This window comes from Kribbella soli (assembly GCF_004331345.1).
Lineage (GTDB): Bacteria > Actinomycetota > Actinomycetes > Propionibacteriales > Kribbellaceae > Kribbella > Kribbella soli.
The window spans coordinates 315,952-331,837 of record NZ_SJJZ01000001.1 but is presented as its reverse complement, the minus strand read 5'-3'; the positions used below and the strand labels follow the sequence as shown (position 1 = coordinate 331,837).

The window sequence follows — 15,886 nt, the reverse complement described above, 5'->3', positions numbered from 1 at the left end:
CTTCACTGGCCGCTGGTGGGCGCCGGTGGCGGCAGGGTCGCCGGCTGCCGACGCAGCTTGCTCCGGAAGCGCCACAACGGTACGAGGATGATCGCCAGCAGCACCAGGAACGGCAGCAGCGCGCCGACCGCGGTGGCGATCGAGGTGAACGCCGTGGTGAACGCATGCCAGCCGCTCTTGAGGCCGGCCACGAAGCCCTTGTCCGGCTCCTGCACGGTCTGCACCGGCGGCTTGCCCTTCTCGGTCAGCGTCAGCGTGAGCGTCGCGAGATCGGTCTGCAGGGACAGGTTCTTCTGCTTCGCCAGCAGGGATTCCAGGTCGGCCTCCCGGCGGGTGAGCTCGCTCTCGACCGAGACGATCTCACCGATCGTGTTCGCCTTCGCCATCAGCGCGCGCATCCGGTCCAGGCTGGCGCGCTGGGACTCGATCCGGCTGGCCACGTCGACCACCTGCTCGGTGACGTCGGTCGACTCCTGGTGGATCTGCAGGCGTTTGCCGAGGTCCGAGAGCCGCTGGATCGCGGTCTCGAACGACTTGGTCGGGACCTTGAGTACAAGGTTCGACCGGGTGATCTTGCCGTCGGAGTCGCTGCCGGTGTCCTCGGAGGCCACCTGACCCTCGAGGCTGCCGATCGCGGCGACGGCCTTCTGCCGCATGCCGGAGACGTCCTCGCCTTCGACCGTCAGCGAGCCGCTCTTGATGATCGCCCGCGTAATCGCCGGCTGTTCGTTACCGCCGCCCGCTGCCGAGTCCGTCTTGCCTGCGGACGGTGCCTGCGGTTTCGCGTTGCCCGCGGCCTCGCCGGAGCCCTGCTTCGCGGCCGGCGCCGGCGCGGCGTCGCCGCTCGTGCTGTCGTTGCCGCTGGCACCACAACCGGCCAGCACCATGACCCCCACGACAGCCACCACGGCTGCTACCGCTCTGATCCGCCTCATCACCCAGCCCCTCTCTCGTGGTTTACCGCCCTAGGACGGCCCACGTGGGGCTGGGTGTTGCAGCTTCAGATCACCATTAGGTGACGTTCACTCCGGCGCGCTGAAGATCGGCGTCGTCGGCGCGGACTTCGGCTCGGTGGTTGCAGCCGCCTTCCGGGTCCGCGTCCGCTTCACCGGCTTCTCGTCGGCCGCAGCCTTGACCTCGGTCGGCTGATCGGCCTTGGCCTCGGCGGGTGCCTTCGCCTCGGCGGTCTTGCGCGTCCGCGTCCGCTTGACCGGCTTCTTCTCCGGAACCTCGACCTCGACGGCCGCAGTGTCCGGGGCCTCGGTCGCGGACGGTGCAGCCTCGGCGGTCTTCCGGGTCCGGGTGCGCTTGACCGGCTTCTTCTCTTCCGGTGCCTCGACAGCCGGTGCGTCGACGGCCGGTGCCTCGACCGCCGCAGTCTCCACGGCCGCAGTCTCGACGGTCTCCGCGGTCTTCCGGGTGCGGGTGCGCTTGCGAGCCTTCGGCGCCGGCGCCTCCTCCGGAGCCTCGGTCACGGCCGGTACTTCGGTCTTCGTGGTGACGTCGGCGAGTTCTTCGACCGGCTGACCGGCTCGCGTGCGCTTCCGGGACCGGTTCCGCTTCTTGGCGGCCGAGCGCTCGCCCTCGGACCGTCCGTCATCGCGACGGTCCCGCGACGGACGCGACTCCCGCGACTCACGGGGCTCGCGCGACCCCCGCGATTCACGTCCTTCACGCGGCTCGCGGGTCTCCTTCGACTCACGCGCCGCACGGATCCGGCCCTTCGCCTCCGACGGAATGCCGAGGTCGTGGAACAGTTCCGGCGAGGTGGAGTAGATCTCCTGCGGCTCGTCGTACGGCAGGTCGAGCGCCTTGTTGATCACCTTCCACCGCGTGAGGTCCGGCCAGTCGACAAAGGTGACGGCGATGCCGCTGGCCCCCGCGCGTCCGGTCCGGCCGATCCGGTGGATGTAGGCCTTCTCGTCCTCGGGGCAGGTGTTGTTGATGACGTGCGTGACGCCCTCGACGTCGATGCCCCGGGCCGCGACGTCGGTGCAGATCAGTACGTCGATCTTGTCGCCGCGGAACCGGGTCAGCGCCCGCTCGCGCGCCTGCTGGTTGAGGTCACCGTGGATCGCGGCCGCCTTGAACCCGCGGTCCTGCAGGTCATCGGTCAGCCGGGAGGCCTCGCGCTTGGTCCGGCAGAAGATCATCACCCGGCCGCGGTCGTCGGCCTGCAGGATGCGGGCCACCACCTCGGGCTTGTCCAGATCGTGCGCCCGGTAGACGAACTGTGCCGTGGTCGGCACCATCTGGGTGTCCTCGTGCGACTCGGCCCGGATGTTCAGCGGGTGCCGCATGTGGGTGCGGGCCAGCGCGATCACGGCCGACGGCATGGTTGCCGAGAACAACATGGTCTGGCGCAGCTCCGGCGTCTTGCGCAGGATCCGCTCGACGTCGGGCAGGAAGCCGAGGTCGAGCATCTCGTCGGCCTCGTCCAGGACCAGGACCTTGATGTGGCCGAGGTCGAGAACACCCCGGTTCGCCAGGTCCAGCAGGCGTCCCGGCGTACCGACGACGACGTCGACGCCGCTCTTCAGCGCGTCGAGCTGCGGCTCGTACGCAACCCCGCCGTACACCTTGAGGATCCGCACAGTGCGGACGGTGGAGGCGGTCTCGAGGTCCTTGGCGACCTGGATGGTCAGTTCCCGGGTCGGGGTGACGACCAGTGCCTGGGGCTTGCCCGGCGCGACCAGCTCGTCGTAGTCCGGCTCGTGCGGCGCGATCGTGCGCTGCAGCAGCGGGATGCCGAAGCCGAGCGTCTTGCCGGTGCCGGTGCGGGCCTGCCCGATCAGATCGGTGCCCATCAGGGCCACCGGGAGAGTCATCTCCTGGATCGGGAAGGGTTCGATGATGTTGACGCGGTCGAGCGCGTCACAGATCTCGGGGAGCACCCCGAGCTCTCGGAAGGTGGTCAGGCTGATCGCCTCTCACATGCTTGTGCGGACAGATGCTTCAGTGGCCGGGCGCCTGGGGCATGAAAGCCCCGATCGTGAGGCGCGGGGACACTGTGCAAGCACCTCGCACCAGCTTGCCCATCTGGGCGCGTCACCGGCGAATCGCTCACCAGTGTAACCGCAGCGGCTGTCAACGCCGCTTCGTGTGGCATGCGCCACTGTTCGTCGCGGCCCGATAGGGTGCCGGGCATGGAGCAGACGGCCTTTGATGATCCCGCCTACCGGGCCGCGGCGGTGGATCTGCTGGGAGTGCTCGCGTACGGCGAGCTGACCGCGTTCGAACGGATGGCGGAGGACGCCAAACTGGCGCCGACCCTGAACGACAAGGCGGAGCTCGCCGCGCTGGCGACCACCGAGTTCGGGCACTTCGTGCAATTGCGAGACCGGCTGGTCGCGCTCGGGGTGGATCCGATGGAGGCGATGACGCCGTTCGTCACCCCGCTGGACGCCTTCCACGACCACACCGCCCCGTCGGACTGGCTCGAGGGCCTGGTCAAGGCGTACGTCGGGGACGGCCTGGCCAACGACTTCTACCGGGAGATCGCGTCGTTCGTGGATGCGGAGACCCGGGCCTTGGTGCTGGAGGTGTTCGCCGACTCCGGTCAGGCCGAATTCGTGGTGGACCGGGTCCGGGCCGCGATCGACGAGGACCCGAAGCTCGGTGGCCGGCTGGCGCTGTGGGGTCGCCGCCTGGTGGGCGAGGCCCTCAGCCAGGCCCAGCGGATCGCCGCCGACCGCGACTCCCTGGCTGCTCTGCTGGCCGGCAGCGTGGACCGCCCCGGCCTGGACCTGGCCGCCATCGGCCGCATGCTCACCCGCCTCACCGAGGCCCACACCGCCCGAATGACCGCCCTCGGCCTCCAGGCCTGAGGCCCAATTTCCCTGGCTGACCCACCAATTTCCCTGGCTGACCCACCACATCTGGGGTTACTCACCCTGAACCAGGGTGGGTAACCCAGTACTTCGCTGGTGTACCAGCCAAATTGGTGGGTCTGCCAGGGAAATGGCAACGGCCGCCTGCCCGGTGGGGCGGCGGCCGTTTGGTGATGCCTGGGCTAGGCGGCTTTGGTTTTGCTGTTGCGTGAGGAGATGATCGCGACCACGATCGCGGCGCAGATGATCTGGATCAGGTACTGGATCCAGTCCGGGCCTGATGTGTCCTTGACACCGAGGAGTTTGGCGATCAGACCACCGATGAAGGCGCCGATGCCGCCGCCGAGGATGGTCCAGCCGAGGCTGATGTTCTGCTTGCCGGGGAGCACCGCCCGGGCCAACGGCCCGAAGATGATGCCCGCGATGAGGCTGACGATAATCATCCAGACCCAGTACACGGTTCCTCCTTGTGAGGGATGGTGAACCTGCGCCGGCCCGGTGCCCCGTGACAACCAGACCAGTTAGGCGCAGGTCTCACCGCAATCGTGCCCTGTGAGTGGCGCTCTGCAACCGGGACACGCGCGACTGTGTCCGGAACGCGATCAGATCGCGCCGAATCCGACCTTGCGGGTCGACACCTCGCCGATCTCGACGTACGCGAGCCGGTCGGCCGGGATCAGCACCTTGCGGCCCTTCTCGTCGGCCAGCTCGAGCAGACCGGACTTGCCGGTGAGCGCCGCCGCCACCAGTTCCTGGACCTCTTCCGGAGTCTGCTCGCTCTCCAGAACCAATTCACGATTGGCGTGTTGCACGCCGATCTTGACCTCCACGAAACCCTCCGGGCACGCTCCGACCGGCGACTCTCGCCGATGACGCTTCGAGCCTATCCGCTACCGATCCCCAGCTCTCATCCGTCCGCCCAAAGCAGAACCCGAGAGGCCGCTCAGTTGTCGGTCCGCGGGAAGCCGCGGATGCCGCGCCAGGCCAGTGATGCGACCAGGTCGGCGGCCTGCTGCTGCGGGAACGACGGGTCGCCGGCGCCGAGCCAGTAGCGGGCGCTGACCTGGGCCATGCCGACCAGGCTGACGGCCAGCACCATCGACTGCTCGCGGCTGAGGCCGGCGTCGGCGCTGATCACCTCGGAAACGGCCTCGGCGCAGGCGTGGGTGACCCGGTCGACGCGCTCCCGGACGGCCGGCTCGTTGGTCAGGTCCGACTCGAACACCAGCCGGAAGGCGCCCTGCGCGTTCGCCACGTAGTCGTAGAACGCGTGCATCGTCGCCGCGACCCGGAGCTTGTTGTCCTCGGTCGACTTCAGTGCGTCCTGCACCGAGGCGACGATCGCGTCGCAGGAGGTGTCCAGCAGCGCCAGGTAGAGCTCCAGCTTCCCGGGGAAGTGCTGGTACAGGACGGGCTTGGACACGCCGGCCCGGTCTGCGATGTCGTCCATCGCGGCGGCGTGGTACCCGTTCGCGACGAAGACCTCCTGGGCAGCCTCGAGCAGTTGCGCGCGACGGGCCAGCCGGGGCAGGCGGCTGCCACGCTTGGGTGCGGTCTCCGGTGTCGTCGACACGGTCGGCTCCTTCGAGGGTGCGCTCCGGCGGCAGTCTGCGTCGGCCGCCAGGTCGTTCTCCGAATCCTACCCAGCAGTCCTCCTCGCCAGTAGCTTCCCCGCCGAACAGTGTTCCATCGTGGTAGTCGTTAAAGCGGCTGTCAGGGGCAGCTGTCAGCGATAATCGTCGTCGTCGGAGTCGCCGACCTCGCGGCGCTGCTCCTCCACGTCCGCCGGGTTGGCATCGGCGGGTACGTCGGGCTCCGCCTCGTCCTGCTCGGTGTCGTGCTCGGCGTCGAAGGCCGGATCGTAGTCCGGGCCCTCGAAATCGGTCTCAGTCATGTCGCCTCCTAGCTCGGTAGCGGCTGCGGGTCGTCGTACAGCCCTTCCAGTACGTCGCCGTACTCCTCGATCCGGGCGAGGACGTCGTGCGGCAGGAACCGGAGATCCTCCGGTGACGTGGCGGATGCCACCTCGTCCCAGTCGATCGGTGTGGACACCCGGGGTTCGTCGGAGCCGCGGAGGGAGTACGGCGCCAGCGTGGTCTTCGCGCTGGCGTTCTGGCTCCAGTCGATGAACACCTTGCCGGGCCGCAGCGCCTTGGTCATGTTGGCGGTCACGTTCTCCGGCAACGCCTCCGCCAGTTGCTCGGCCAACTGCTTGGCGAACGCACTGGTCTGCCTGGACGACGCAGGTTCGATCGGCACGTACAGGTGCATCCCCTTGTTCCCGGACGTCTTGGGCCAGCCCTCCATGCCGTAGTGGCCCAGCAGTTGCCGCAGCGCCAGCGCCACGTCGCAGCACTCGACGATGCTCGCACCCGGCCCCGGGTCCAGGTCGAACACGATCAGGTCCGCCTGCGGGTCCCGGCCCTGGTCGGACAGCCCGATCCGCCACTGCGGGACGTGCAGCTCGAGCGCAGCCAGGTTGGCCAGCCACACCACGGTCTGTACGTCGTCACAGACCACGAAACTCATTTCGTCGCGGCCCGTCGAGCTACCGGGCGTGGGCAGCGTCTCGGTCCGTACCCAGGCCGGCGTACCGCGGGGAGCGTTCTTCTCGAAGAAGTACGCCGCTGCGGTGCCGTCCGGCCACCGTTTGCGGGTCAGGGGCCGGTCGGACAGGTGTGGCAGCAGCAACGCGGCCACCTGGTGGTAGTAGTCGATGACCTCGGCCTTGGTGAACCCGGTCTGTGGATACAGGACCTTGCTGAGGTTGGTGAGCTTCATCGTCTGCCCATCCACCTCGGTCGTCAGCTGCTGCTGCGCTCCCGCCATGCGTCCCAGTCTCCACCTGAACGGCGGCTAAGCGGGGTCTGGCGACTCTGCTTACCATGGTGCCGTGGAGAGTTACGGACCAGTAACCGGGGACGCCGAACCCGTGGAACTGCAGAAGTGGCCGGAGCGGCGGGTGCCGGTCGCAGGGGTGGAGCTGCTGGTCAGAGACGTGCCGCAGGCGGCACCGGACCTGCCGCCCGCTCTCTTCGTCCACGGCCTGGGCGGGTCGTCGCTGAACTGGACCGCTCTCGGCCTGATGCTCAACGACACGATCCGGGGCATCGCCCCCGACCTGCCGGGTTTCGGTCGTACGCCGCTGTCCGGTGTGACCGGGATCTCGGAGCAGGCCGACGTACTGATCCAGCTGCTGGAACGCGAGTACGACCAGCCGGTGCACGTGTTCGGGAACTCGATGGGCGGTGCCTCGTCGGTGGCGCTGGCTGCGCAGCGTCCCGACCTGGTGGCGTCGCTGACGCTCGTCTCGCCCGCACTGCCGCATCCGCGGGTGTCGGCGAGTGCGCTGTGGTTCACCGCGCTGGCGACGCCCCGGCTCGGTCCCGCCGTACTGGAGCGGACACAGCGGTTGCCGTTCGACCAGCGGTTCCAGGCGTCGTTGGCGATGGTGTTCGGGGATCCGCGGTCGCTGGCGCCTGAGGTGCGCGCGGCGTACGAGGAGGAACTGCATCGGCGCGACACCGACCCGTGGGTTCGGCAGGCCACTGTGGAGGCCGCACGCAGCATCCTGCGGTCGTCGCTGGCCAGGCCGCGCCGATCACTCTGGGCGGACGCCGCAACAGTCGAGTGCCCAGTGCTGTTGATCTACGGCGGCAAGGACCGGTTGGTCGACGCACGGATCCGTACCAAGGCCCAGCGCACCTTCCCGAACGCCCGACTCCTCTACCTCCCGCAGTCGGGACATGTCGCCCAGATGGAGCACCCGGATCAAGTGGCGCGGGCGTTCCGTCACCTGATCGCTTGATCGAGTCGAATCCGAGGCCCGGCTGAGACATGACTGAGCGGAGCGTCAGGTCAACTTGGGCGCGTGATTGGCAGAACCGCCCGAAATCTGTCGTTGGGGATCGCCGTACTCCTTGGTGTGGGGCCGCTGACTGCGACCGCCGCACCACCGGTTGTTGCTCAGAGCAACCAATGGGAAGTGCGGCCTGTTGCCAGCGGATATCAACTGACCCTGCACCTCGACGCGCCCGCACCGATGCGTGCATCGCTGCCGCTGCTGGAGGTCGACGGCGCGCCGCTCGGCGTTGCGAAGCAGTCGCCGGACCGGAAGACGCTGACACTCGTCAGCACCGATCCGGCTGTGCTGAAAGCGCGCGACGTCCGCCTGGTGTGGTCCGGGGACCTCGGCAAGGAGGCCGGTAAGGACCGGAGCATCGGCCCCGCCGGACCGACCGATGCCGACTGGCTGAAGGCGCGGCGTGGACCGCTGCTGCCGACGGATCCCGGCACGCTGGGCAAGTACAAGGTCGACACCGCGGAGTACAACCTGGGTGACGAGGCCGTCTACCTACCAGGTCTCGCGCACCGCTCGGAGCTTCGCGGAAAGGTGTATTCGCCACGTGGTGCGGTGGGCCCGCGGCCGCTCGTGGTCTTCCTGCACGGCCGGCACGAGGTCTGCTACGGCGAGCCCACCCACCCGTCCGACAACGAGAAGCCGTGGCCGTGTCCGCCGGGAATGAAGCCGATCCCCAGCTACCGCGGGTACGACGGTCCGGCGACGGCACTGGCCAGCAACGGGTATCAGGTCGTCTCGATCAGTGCCAACGCGATCAACGGCTGGGACAGCGAGGCGTACGACGCCGGCGCACAGGCGCGGGCCGAACTGATCCTGGACCACCTCGCACTCTGGAGGAAGTGGTCGACGATCGGCGGGGCACCGTTCGGTACCCGCTTTGTCGGCAAGATCAACTTGCAGAACGTTGGCCTGATGGGGCACTCCCGTGGCGGCGAGGGCGTTGCTCGGGCCGCTGTGCTCAACGCTGACCGCGGCGGCCAGTACGGGATCCGCGCCGTGCTTCCGCTGGCTCCCACTGACTTCGCGCGGGCCACGGTGCCCGGTGTGGCGATGAGCGTCGTACTGCCGTACTGCGACGGTGACGTGTCCGATCTGCAGGGCCAGAAGTTCTACGACGACACCAGGTACTCCGTTGGCGGTGACACCGCGCCGCGGTCCACCGTCACGGTGCTGGGCGCCAACCACAACTTCTTCAACACCGAATGGACCCCTGGTCAGTCGGTGGCCCCGTCGAACGACGACTGGTTCGGTGACGAGAAGGCGTCGCCGTGCGGAGCGAAGTACGCGGGCCGGTTGACAGCGAAGCAGCAGCAGGCCGTCGGTACGGCGTACGTCGCTGGGTTCTTCCGGCTGCAGCTGGGCCACGAGACGCAGTTTCAGGCGCAGTTCGACGGGTCGGACTCGCGGGCGGCGTCCGCTGGGAAGGCCGTCGTACGGGTGGTGTCGCAGGCACCACTCGGGTCGCGGCGGGACCTGACCCACTTCGACAAGGCGCTGCCGACCGGTGCGGTCGGCGGCAAGCTGTCTGCGACTGTGTGCGCGGGTGTGACCGCTCCGACCATGCGGGCGCCTACGCCGACGTGCATGGAGACCGAAGACTGGGGCAACGCGCCGCACTGGGGTACGGCGTGGTTCGCCGCGAGGACGCCGACCACAGCGGTCACCAAGCTGAAGTGGACGGGTACCAACGGGGTAGTACGCGTCGACGTACCTGCTGGGAAGCGCGACGTACGGCGGTTCGCGGCGCTGACGTTCCGTGCCGCACCGGACCCGGCTGGCGCGCCCAAGACTGACCTGAGTGTCCGGGTCGTCGACGGGCACGGCCGGGCGGCAGTAGTACCGGTGTCTGCGGTCAGTGATGCCCTGGTGCGGATGCCCGGCAACAACGAGGGCGGTCTGCCGAAGAACCTGCTGCGGACCGTACGTATCCCAGTGCCGTCGCTGAAGGGCGTGGACCTGCGGGACGTGCGTGCTGTGGAGCTGCGGACGGACAGGGTCGCCAGCGGGTCGGCGTACGTGAGTGATCTGGGCTTCTCGTCGCCCGGACTCGGGCTCTCGGCACCTGCGGTCCTGCTGCCGAAGCTGTCCGCGTCCAGCGTCACTGTGAAGGAGGGGGACAAGGGCACGCGCACTGTGGACTTCTGGGTGCGCATGTCGCGGCCGAGCATCCGCCCGGTCAGTGTGTACGTCGAGACGAACGGGGACCTCGGCGAGTCCGTCGGGGATATTGCGCGGCGGCTGGTGTTCAAACCGGGCCAGGTGCGGCAGAAGGTGACCGTGCCGATTACGGCGAACACCCGGGACAGCTACGACCTGCCGTTCAGCCTGGTGCTCTCCGCGCCGCGTGACGGGCTGCTGTACGAGTCGTTCGGGCACGGTCTGGTCATCGACGACGACCCGACGCCGACGCTGACGCTCGGCAACCTGAAGGCGACCGAGAAGGCCGGCGTCGTGAGCTTCCCGGTCAAGCTGTCCGCGCCGAGCGACAAGTACGTCAGCTTCTCCGGCGTCCTGAAGGACGGTACGGCGGTGATCCGCAAGGACTACCGCAGCGTCAGCGACGACGGCACCGGCCCCGCCGACCGGACCGTCGAGGGGTCCGTCGAACCCGGCAAGACCACCGGGGAGCTCCTGGTCAAGATCCTCGACGACAAGGCCAAGGAACCGGCCGAGACCTTCACCGCGGTGATCAACCAGATCGACGGAGCCGTTCTGAAACTCCCCAAAACCCTCACCGCCACCATCACCGACAACGACTGAACCCCTCTTTGAGCACCCACCAACCAAAAATCGCCGGTCGAAATGGTTGAGGGGTGCTCAAGGTGGGGTTGGGGGTGAGACGCGGGGACCGGGATGTGGACTGCGGTGGGGGCAGTTGGGATAGTGCGGGAACATGGGGGAGGGACAGATGGTTGAAAACCGGAGATCCCGTCCGACGTCTTCCTGAGGAGCCGACACGTGTCACTGCCACCGCTGGTCGAACCGGCCGACGAGCTGACGATTGACGAGGTGCGGCGGTATTCGCGGCACCTGATCATCCCCGAGGTCGGGATGGCCGGGCAGAAGCGGCTGAAGAACGCCAAGGTGCTGGTCATCGGCGCCGGCGGTCTCGGCAGCCCCGCGCTGCTCTACCTGGCCGCCGCCGGTGTCGGCACGCTCGGCATCGTCGAGTTCGACACCGTCGACGAGTCCAACCTGCAGCGCCAGATCATCCACGGCCAGTCCGACGTGGGGAAGTCCAAGGCTCAGTCGGCCCGCGAGTCGATCCTGGAGACCAACCCGAACACCAACGTCGTCCTGCACGAGGTGCGCCTCGACAACGACAACGTGTTCGAGATCTTCGAGCAGTACGACCTGATCGTCGACGGCACCGACAACTTCGCCACCCGCTACCTGGTCAACGACGCCGCGGTGCTGCTCGGCAAGCCGTACGTCTGGGGCTCGATCTTCCGCTTCGACGGCCAGATCAGCGTGTTCTGGGCCGAACACGGCCCGTGCTACCGCTGCCTGTACCCGGAGCCCCCGCCCCCTGGCATGGTCCCGTCCTGCGCCGAGGGCGGTGTCCTCGGCGTGCTCTGCGCGTCCGTCGGCGCCGCGCAGGTCACCGAGGCGATCAAGCTGCTCACCGGTATCGGCGACCCGTCGCTCGGCCGGCTGAACATCTACGAGGCGCTCGACCTGAACTGGCGCGCGCTGAAGGTCCGCAAGGACCCGAACTGCGCGATCTGCGGCGAGAACCCGACCGTCACCGAGCTGATCGACTACGAGAGCTTCTGCGGCGCGCTGACCGAGGAGGCGGCCGACGCGGCCGTCGGCTCGACCATCTCGGTGAAGCAGCTCAGCGAGTGGATCAAGCTCAAGGACAACGGCGAGAAGGACTTCGTGCTGATCGACGTCCGGGAGCCGAACGAGTACGAGATCAACAAGATCCCGGGCTCGGTGCTGATCCCGAAGGCGGACTTCCAGACCGGTGTGGCGCTGGAGAAGCTGCCGCAGGACAAGCAGTTGGTCTTCCACTGCAAATCCGGCGTCCGCTCCGCCGAGGTGCTCGCGATCGCCAAGGGCGCGGGCTTCTCCGACGCGGTGCACGTCGGCGGAGGCGTAGTCGCCTGGGTCGACCAGATCGACCCGAGCCAGCCTTCGTACTAAAACGGCATCCGGCAGGACGCGACCGCCTCGGTAGCGACGGGATCACCCGTCACCGCCGGGGCGTCGTCACGTCCGGACAGCGTCCGCATGTAGCTGACGGCGTCGACGGCGGCGCGACCTACGGGCTCACCCCTCCCGAGCTTGTAGGCCCCGCCGCCCGGTCCGGTGAGCACCACCTCGACGGCCGGCCGATCACCCCAGAACGGCCCAGAAGCCTCCAGGTCGTAGACCACCTGCGCGATCAGCTCAGCGGCGTACGGTCCGGCGTCGAACGGACGTCCGAGCGCCTGGCACACGTCGTCGCGGTGCATCCACAGGTCCCGCGCCAGCAGGATGTCCTGGACATAGCCGAACGACATCCGGGGCGCCGGGTCCACCTGCATCGACACCCGCCGGAGCAGCTCCGGGGTGCGCGAGACCTTCCGGGTCGCCTTCGCCCACACCTGGTCGAACAGCTCCCGGAGCTCGGCCGGCGGCGTACCGCGGTGTTCGTCGGCCTGCACCATCATGTGCGCGTCGAACCGGGGCACGCCGGGGTAGACCCGCTTGTTCTTGAGCCATCGCCGCGGGAACGAGGTCGGCTTGATCACGTCCTCCGCCTGCCCGATCAGGTGGCCGACGATGTCCGCGACGTCCCATTCGTCGCAGACGGTACGGCGATGCCACTCGTCCCCCTCGATCGACGCGAGCAGTTCGTGCCAGGTGCTGAGCTCGGAGTCCCGGTGGATCCGGCACTGCGGACGGTCGGCCCGCCCGATCTGCTCCGCGAGTACTGCAGTCATCTCTTCCCCCTGCTAGGTGCGTAGTGCTGGTAGAACATCTCGAGTACGACGGGCAGCAGCCGGCTGAACCGTCCCTCTTCGAACGGCGCGTCCGGCTCGTTCGCCATCTGCTGCGACAGCACGCCGGAGGTCACCGACGTGAACACCGCGAGCCCCTCCTCGGTCGCCGCGTCCGGACGCAACCGGCCCGCGTCGACCCCTGCCTGCAAGTGCCGGCGCAGGTCGGCGAGCGCCTCCTGAGCCGGCGCGAACGCCTCCGCGCTGGGCTCGAATCCGGGGATCGTCCGCCAGAACAACAGCTGTGAATAGATCGGGTTCCGCATCGCCCACCGCGCGAACGCCGTGGTGCCGATCAGGTGCAGCTCGACGACGTCGTCGGTCGGCGCGGCCGCGACGGCGTCCCGCTGCGCGGCCAGGAACAACTCGGCGCCCCGCTGGAACAGGGCGTCGTAGATCGCCATCTTCGACGGGAAGTACTGGTACAGCGAGGGCGGCTGCATGCCGAGCCGCCGGGCCACCGCGGACAGACTCAGCGCCGCGACCCCCTCGGCCTCCATCAGTTCGAGGGCGACGTCGAGGATCTCGCCGATCGTCTGCTGACGACGGCGGGTACGGCGGTCCGGCGCAGTAGTGCTCATGTCATGAGGAAAACCTAACGGCATTAGGGATGTCAATACCTCGTAGGTTGTCCCCGGTCGCGCGTACTGTTTTATGGCATGTGCAGAAACATCACCGTGCTCCGGGGACTCGAGCCGTCCGCGACCTCCGAGGAGATCTACGCGGCCGCGTTGCAGTACGTCCGCAAGGTGTCGGGAGTCGGCTCGCTGAGCGCGACCACCCGCGCCCCGATCGAGCGCGCGGCCACCGAGGTCGCCCGCATCACCGAGCAACTCCTCGAGGAGATGCCGGCCCGCCGCAACCCACCCCAGACGGTGCCACCCCTGCGTCGCCCCGAGGTCCGCGCCCGCCTCGGCCTCGACTGAGAGGGTGTCTGAGGACCCTCACCGTTCGCGCGGAGTAATGTCTCCCCTTGGGAAACGGTTGCCTTGAGGGAGGCGCGGATGCGGTTCGCGATCAAGACCAGGCCGGAACACACCACCTGGCAGCAGATGCGGGACGTGTGGGTCGCGGCGGATCAGTTCGAGATCTTCGAGTCCGCGTGGCACTGGGATCACTTCTACCCGCTCAGCGGTGACATGCAGGGCCCGAACCTGGAGGCCTGGACGACGCTGGCCGCACTCGCGCAGGCCACGTCCCGGATCCGGCTCGGCTGCCAGGTGACCGGGATGATCTACCGTCATCCCGCCGTGCTCGCGAACATGGCGGCGACCACGGACATCATCAGCAACGGCCGCCTCGAGCTCGGCATCGGCGCCGGCTGGAACGAGATGGAGACCGCGGCGTACGGCATCGAGCTGTACGGCCTGAAGGAGCGCTTCGACCGGTTCGACGAGGGTGCGCAGGCGATGATCGCGCTGCTCACCGAGAAGGTCGCGAACTTCGACGGCAAGTACATCAAGCTCACCGAGGCGTACTGCAATCCGAAGCCGGTGCAGACACCGCACCCGCCGATCACGATCGGCGGCAAGGGCCCGAAGCGGACGCTCCGCGCGGTCGCCAAGTGGGCGCAGCAGTGGAACGTCATCGTCCCGAACCCGCAGGAGTGGAAGGCGCTCAAGGACGTCCTCGTTCAGCGCTGCGAGGAGGTCGGTCGCGACGTCAGCGAGATCACCTGCTCGGTGAACGTCCGCATCGACCCCGACAGCCCGCTCGACAAGGCGGTCGCCGAGGCCGCGGCGTACGGCGAGGCAGGCGTCGACCTGGTGATCATGAACCTCCCGCTGGACGCGCCGCCGTCCGTCCTCGAGCCGCTCGCCAAGGCGCTCGCACCGCTTGCTTAGATTGGGGCTGTGGAAAGGGAGGAGTACGTCGAGGCCGTGCTGCAGGCCGTGGAGTCGATCCCGGAGGGCAGCGTCGCGACGTACGGCGACATCGCGGAGTACGTCGGGCAGGGCGGACCGCGGCAGGTCGGGGCGATCATGCGCGAGTACGGCGCGAGTGTGCCGTGGTGGCGGGTGATCCGCGCGTCCGGCGTACCGGCCGACGAGGTCGGCGACGAGCAACTGCACCTGCTGCGCTCGGACGGTGTGCGGGTCAGCAACGGCCGCGTCAACCTGCGTGAAGTCCGCTGGGCCCCGCAGAGCTGACACCGGCGACGCGGCGACCCCGCCCCGGGTCCCCACGCCGCCGATGGGCTTCTGCTACTCGCCGTTCAGCGACGTGCCTGCCTGCGAGGTGCGCAGGAAGTAGATCGGGTCGTTGAACGTGCCGGGCACCTTGCCCAGGCTCTGGATGGTCGTGGCGGTCCCGTTGGCGTGGCCGACGGCGTACAGGTACGCCGACCCGCTGTCCCGGTCGATCGCGGCGAGCAGCGTGCTCTGCGTGCCGCACTTCTCCGCGACGATCGCTTCGAAGCCCTGCCAGGTCGACGACCGGACGACCTTCACCACCGGCGTCAGCGGCGACGTGACCGGGATGTGGATCGTGTAGAGCGCACCGGCCTTGGTGGTCGCGAGGAAGGTGTCGTACGTCGCCGTCGTACTGATCATCGTCATCGTCTTCACGGCCGAGAACCCGCCGTACAGACCGAGCGGGTGGAACCCTTCGGCGTCCCGCTTCCAGCGCGCCAGCACGCCGTCGTCACGCATCGCGTAGAAGTACTGCCGTGTCGGCGAGTCGCCCTTCGGGTACGCCGCTCGCGCGATCGAGGTGTACCCGTTCATCTCGGACATCGCCACCCCGCGTCCCCACCAGGTCCCGTCCGGCAGGTTGTTGATGACCGTGCTATAGAGCGTGTCGCCGTACAACGCGTAACCGCTGTCCGAGCTGCCGCCTTCCGGTTCGGGCTTGAACTCCCACGTCGCGCTGCCCCGGGTCTCACCGGGCTGGGCAACCTGCGGTCCGACCCGGCGTTCGCTCGCGACCGGCGGGCTCGCGGCGGACAGAACCTGGTCGACATAGTTGCCTTCCGCGGTGATCGAGCCGAGATCCAGCGAGCAGATCGACTGGACCTTCGGATTCGCTGCGGTGGCAGTGGCGGTACCGAGACCAGCCAGTAGAACAGCCGCCCCCAGGAGGGCGGCAGTACGCCGCATCGTCCTCATTCGGTGCTCCTTGTTTGTCTGTGAAGCTGTCGAGGATCTCGATGCGGAGCGGAGTGGAAAAGTTACGGAGTGGCTCATTCGGAAAACGTCGGTGGGGTC

17 protein-coding genes are annotated in these 15,886 nt (G+C 68.3%); 7 read left to right on the top strand and 10 right to left on the bottom strand.

The annotated features are described in order from the left end of the window. Positions 1-2 precede the first annotated feature (2 nt). On the bottom strand, positions 3-935 hold the full coding sequence (locus tag E0H45_RS01615) for a DUF4349 domain-containing protein (RefSeq protein WP_131334481.1): 933 nt from the start codon (positions 933-935) through the stop codon (positions 3-5). Between the two features lie 87 nt (positions 936-1,022). Continuing rightward, positions 1,023-2,894: a DEAD/DEAH box helicase gene (locus E0H45_RS01605; RefSeq protein WP_238154746.1), complete on the bottom strand. Its 1,872-nt coding sequence runs from the start codon at positions 2,892-2,894 to the stop codon at positions 1,023-1,025. Positions 2,895-3,146: 252 nt separating this feature from the next. Between E0H45_RS01605 and E0H45_RS01595 the strand changes: the two genes are divergently transcribed. Then, positions 3,147-3,827 (top strand): ferritin-like fold-containing protein, encoded by a 681-nt coding sequence (locus E0H45_RS01595; RefSeq protein WP_202872168.1) that lies wholly within the window; start codon positions 3,147-3,149, stop codon positions 3,825-3,827. 185 nt (positions 3,828-4,012) lie between these two features. On the opposite strand, the gene E0H45_RS01590 is transcribed toward E0H45_RS01595, so the two are convergent. The 5 genes from E0H45_RS01590 to ligD all read right to left on the bottom strand — a co-directional run bounded on the left by E0H45_RS01590 (position 4,013) and on the right by ligD (position 6,659). Further along, on the bottom strand, positions 4,013-4,273 hold the full coding sequence (locus E0H45_RS01590) for a GlsB/YeaQ/YmgE family stress response membrane protein (RefSeq protein WP_238154745.1): 261 nt from the start codon (positions 4,271-4,273) through the stop codon (positions 4,013-4,015). Between the two features lie 159 nt (positions 4,274-4,432). Then, positions 4,433-4,660 carry a DUF3107 domain-containing protein gene (locus E0H45_RS01585; protein WP_131334477.1) on the bottom strand — a complete coding sequence of 76 codons (228 nt, stop codon included), beginning with the start codon at positions 4,658-4,660 and terminating at the stop codon, positions 4,433-4,435. 113 nt (positions 4,661-4,773) lie between these two features. Continuing rightward, positions 4,774-5,403, bottom strand: a complete 630-nt coding sequence (locus tag E0H45_RS01580; RefSeq protein WP_130383969.1) for a TetR/AcrR family transcriptional regulator — start codon at positions 5,401-5,403, stop codon at positions 4,774-4,776. A gap of 153 nt (positions 5,404-5,556) precedes the next feature. After that, positions 5,557-5,724 (bottom strand): hypothetical protein, encoded by a 168-nt coding sequence (locus E0H45_RS42300; protein WP_165546329.1) that lies wholly within the window; start codon positions 5,722-5,724, stop codon positions 5,557-5,559. Positions 5,725-5,732: 8 nt separating this feature from the next. Continuing rightward, complete coding sequence (ligD, locus tag E0H45_RS01575; RefSeq protein WP_131334476.1) at positions 5,733-6,659, bottom strand: non-homologous end-joining DNA ligase; 927 nt, start codon at positions 6,657-6,659, stop codon at positions 5,733-5,735. Positions 6,660-6,723: 64 nt separating this feature from the next. Here ligD and E0H45_RS01570 point away from each other — a divergent pair, with 64 nt between their 5' ends. The 3 genes from E0H45_RS01570 to moeZ all read left to right on the top strand — a co-directional run bounded on the left by E0H45_RS01570 (position 6,724) and on the right by moeZ (position 11,841). Beyond that, a complete protein-coding gene (locus tag E0H45_RS01570) occupies positions 6,724-7,638 on the top strand; it encodes an alpha/beta fold hydrolase (protein WP_131334475.1) in 915 nt (304 codons plus the stop codon). A 63-nt stretch (positions 7,639-7,701) separates the two neighbouring features. Next, positions 7,702-10,452: a Calx-beta domain-containing protein gene (locus E0H45_RS01565; protein ID WP_238154744.1), complete on the top strand. Its 2,751-nt coding sequence runs from the start codon at positions 7,702-7,704 to the stop codon at positions 10,450-10,452. 198 nt (positions 10,453-10,650) lie between these two features. Beyond that, complete coding sequence (gene moeZ / locus E0H45_RS01560; RefSeq protein WP_131334473.1) at positions 10,651-11,841, top strand: adenylyltransferase/sulfurtransferase MoeZ; 1,191 nt, start codon at positions 10,651-10,653, stop codon at positions 11,839-11,841. Here moeZ and E0H45_RS01555 read toward each other — a convergent pair. Together E0H45_RS01555 and E0H45_RS01550 are read right to left on the bottom strand one after the other, a co-directional pair. Further along, on the bottom strand, positions 11,838-12,623 hold the full coding sequence (locus E0H45_RS01555) for a maleylpyruvate isomerase family mycothiol-dependent enzyme (RefSeq protein WP_131334472.1): 786 nt from the start codon (positions 12,621-12,623) through the stop codon (positions 11,838-11,840). The two genes, moeZ and E0H45_RS01555, sit on opposite strands and share 4 nt — an antisense overlap. Beyond that, entirely contained in the window at positions 12,620-13,261 is a 642-nt protein-coding gene (locus E0H45_RS01550) for a TetR/AcrR family transcriptional regulator (RefSeq protein ID WP_165546328.1), read from the bottom strand. Before E0H45_RS01550 ends, E0H45_RS01555 begins: the two co-directional genes overlap by 4 nt. 78 nt (positions 13,262-13,339) lie before the next feature. On the opposite strand from E0H45_RS01550, the gene E0H45_RS01545 reads away from it, so the two are divergent. From E0H45_RS01545 to E0H45_RS01535, 3 genes are all read left to right on the top strand, one after another. Next, positions 13,340-13,606 carry a DUF2277 domain-containing protein gene (locus E0H45_RS01545; protein WP_131334470.1) on the top strand — a complete coding sequence of 89 codons (267 nt, stop codon included), beginning with the start codon at positions 13,340-13,342 and terminating at the stop codon, positions 13,604-13,606. A gap of 78 nt (positions 13,607-13,684) precedes the next feature. Further along, positions 13,685-14,524 carry a TIGR03560 family F420-dependent LLM class oxidoreductase gene (locus E0H45_RS01540; protein ID WP_131334469.1) on the top strand — a complete coding sequence of 280 codons (840 nt, stop codon included), beginning with the start codon at positions 13,685-13,687 and terminating at the stop codon, positions 14,522-14,524. A gap of 9 nt (positions 14,525-14,533) precedes the next feature. Further along, positions 14,534-14,830 carry an MGMT family protein gene (locus tag E0H45_RS01535; RefSeq protein WP_131334468.1) on the top strand — a complete coding sequence of 99 codons (297 nt, stop codon included), beginning with the start codon at positions 14,534-14,536 and terminating at the stop codon, positions 14,828-14,830. Between the two features lie 54 nt (positions 14,831-14,884). Here the strand turns inward: E0H45_RS01535 and E0H45_RS01530 are convergent, their stop codons facing one another. Continuing rightward, on the bottom strand, positions 14,885-15,787 hold the full coding sequence (locus E0H45_RS01530; protein WP_238154743.1) for a hypothetical protein: 903 nt from the start codon (positions 15,785-15,787) through the stop codon (positions 14,885-14,887). Positions 15,788-15,886 lie beyond the last annotated feature (99 nt).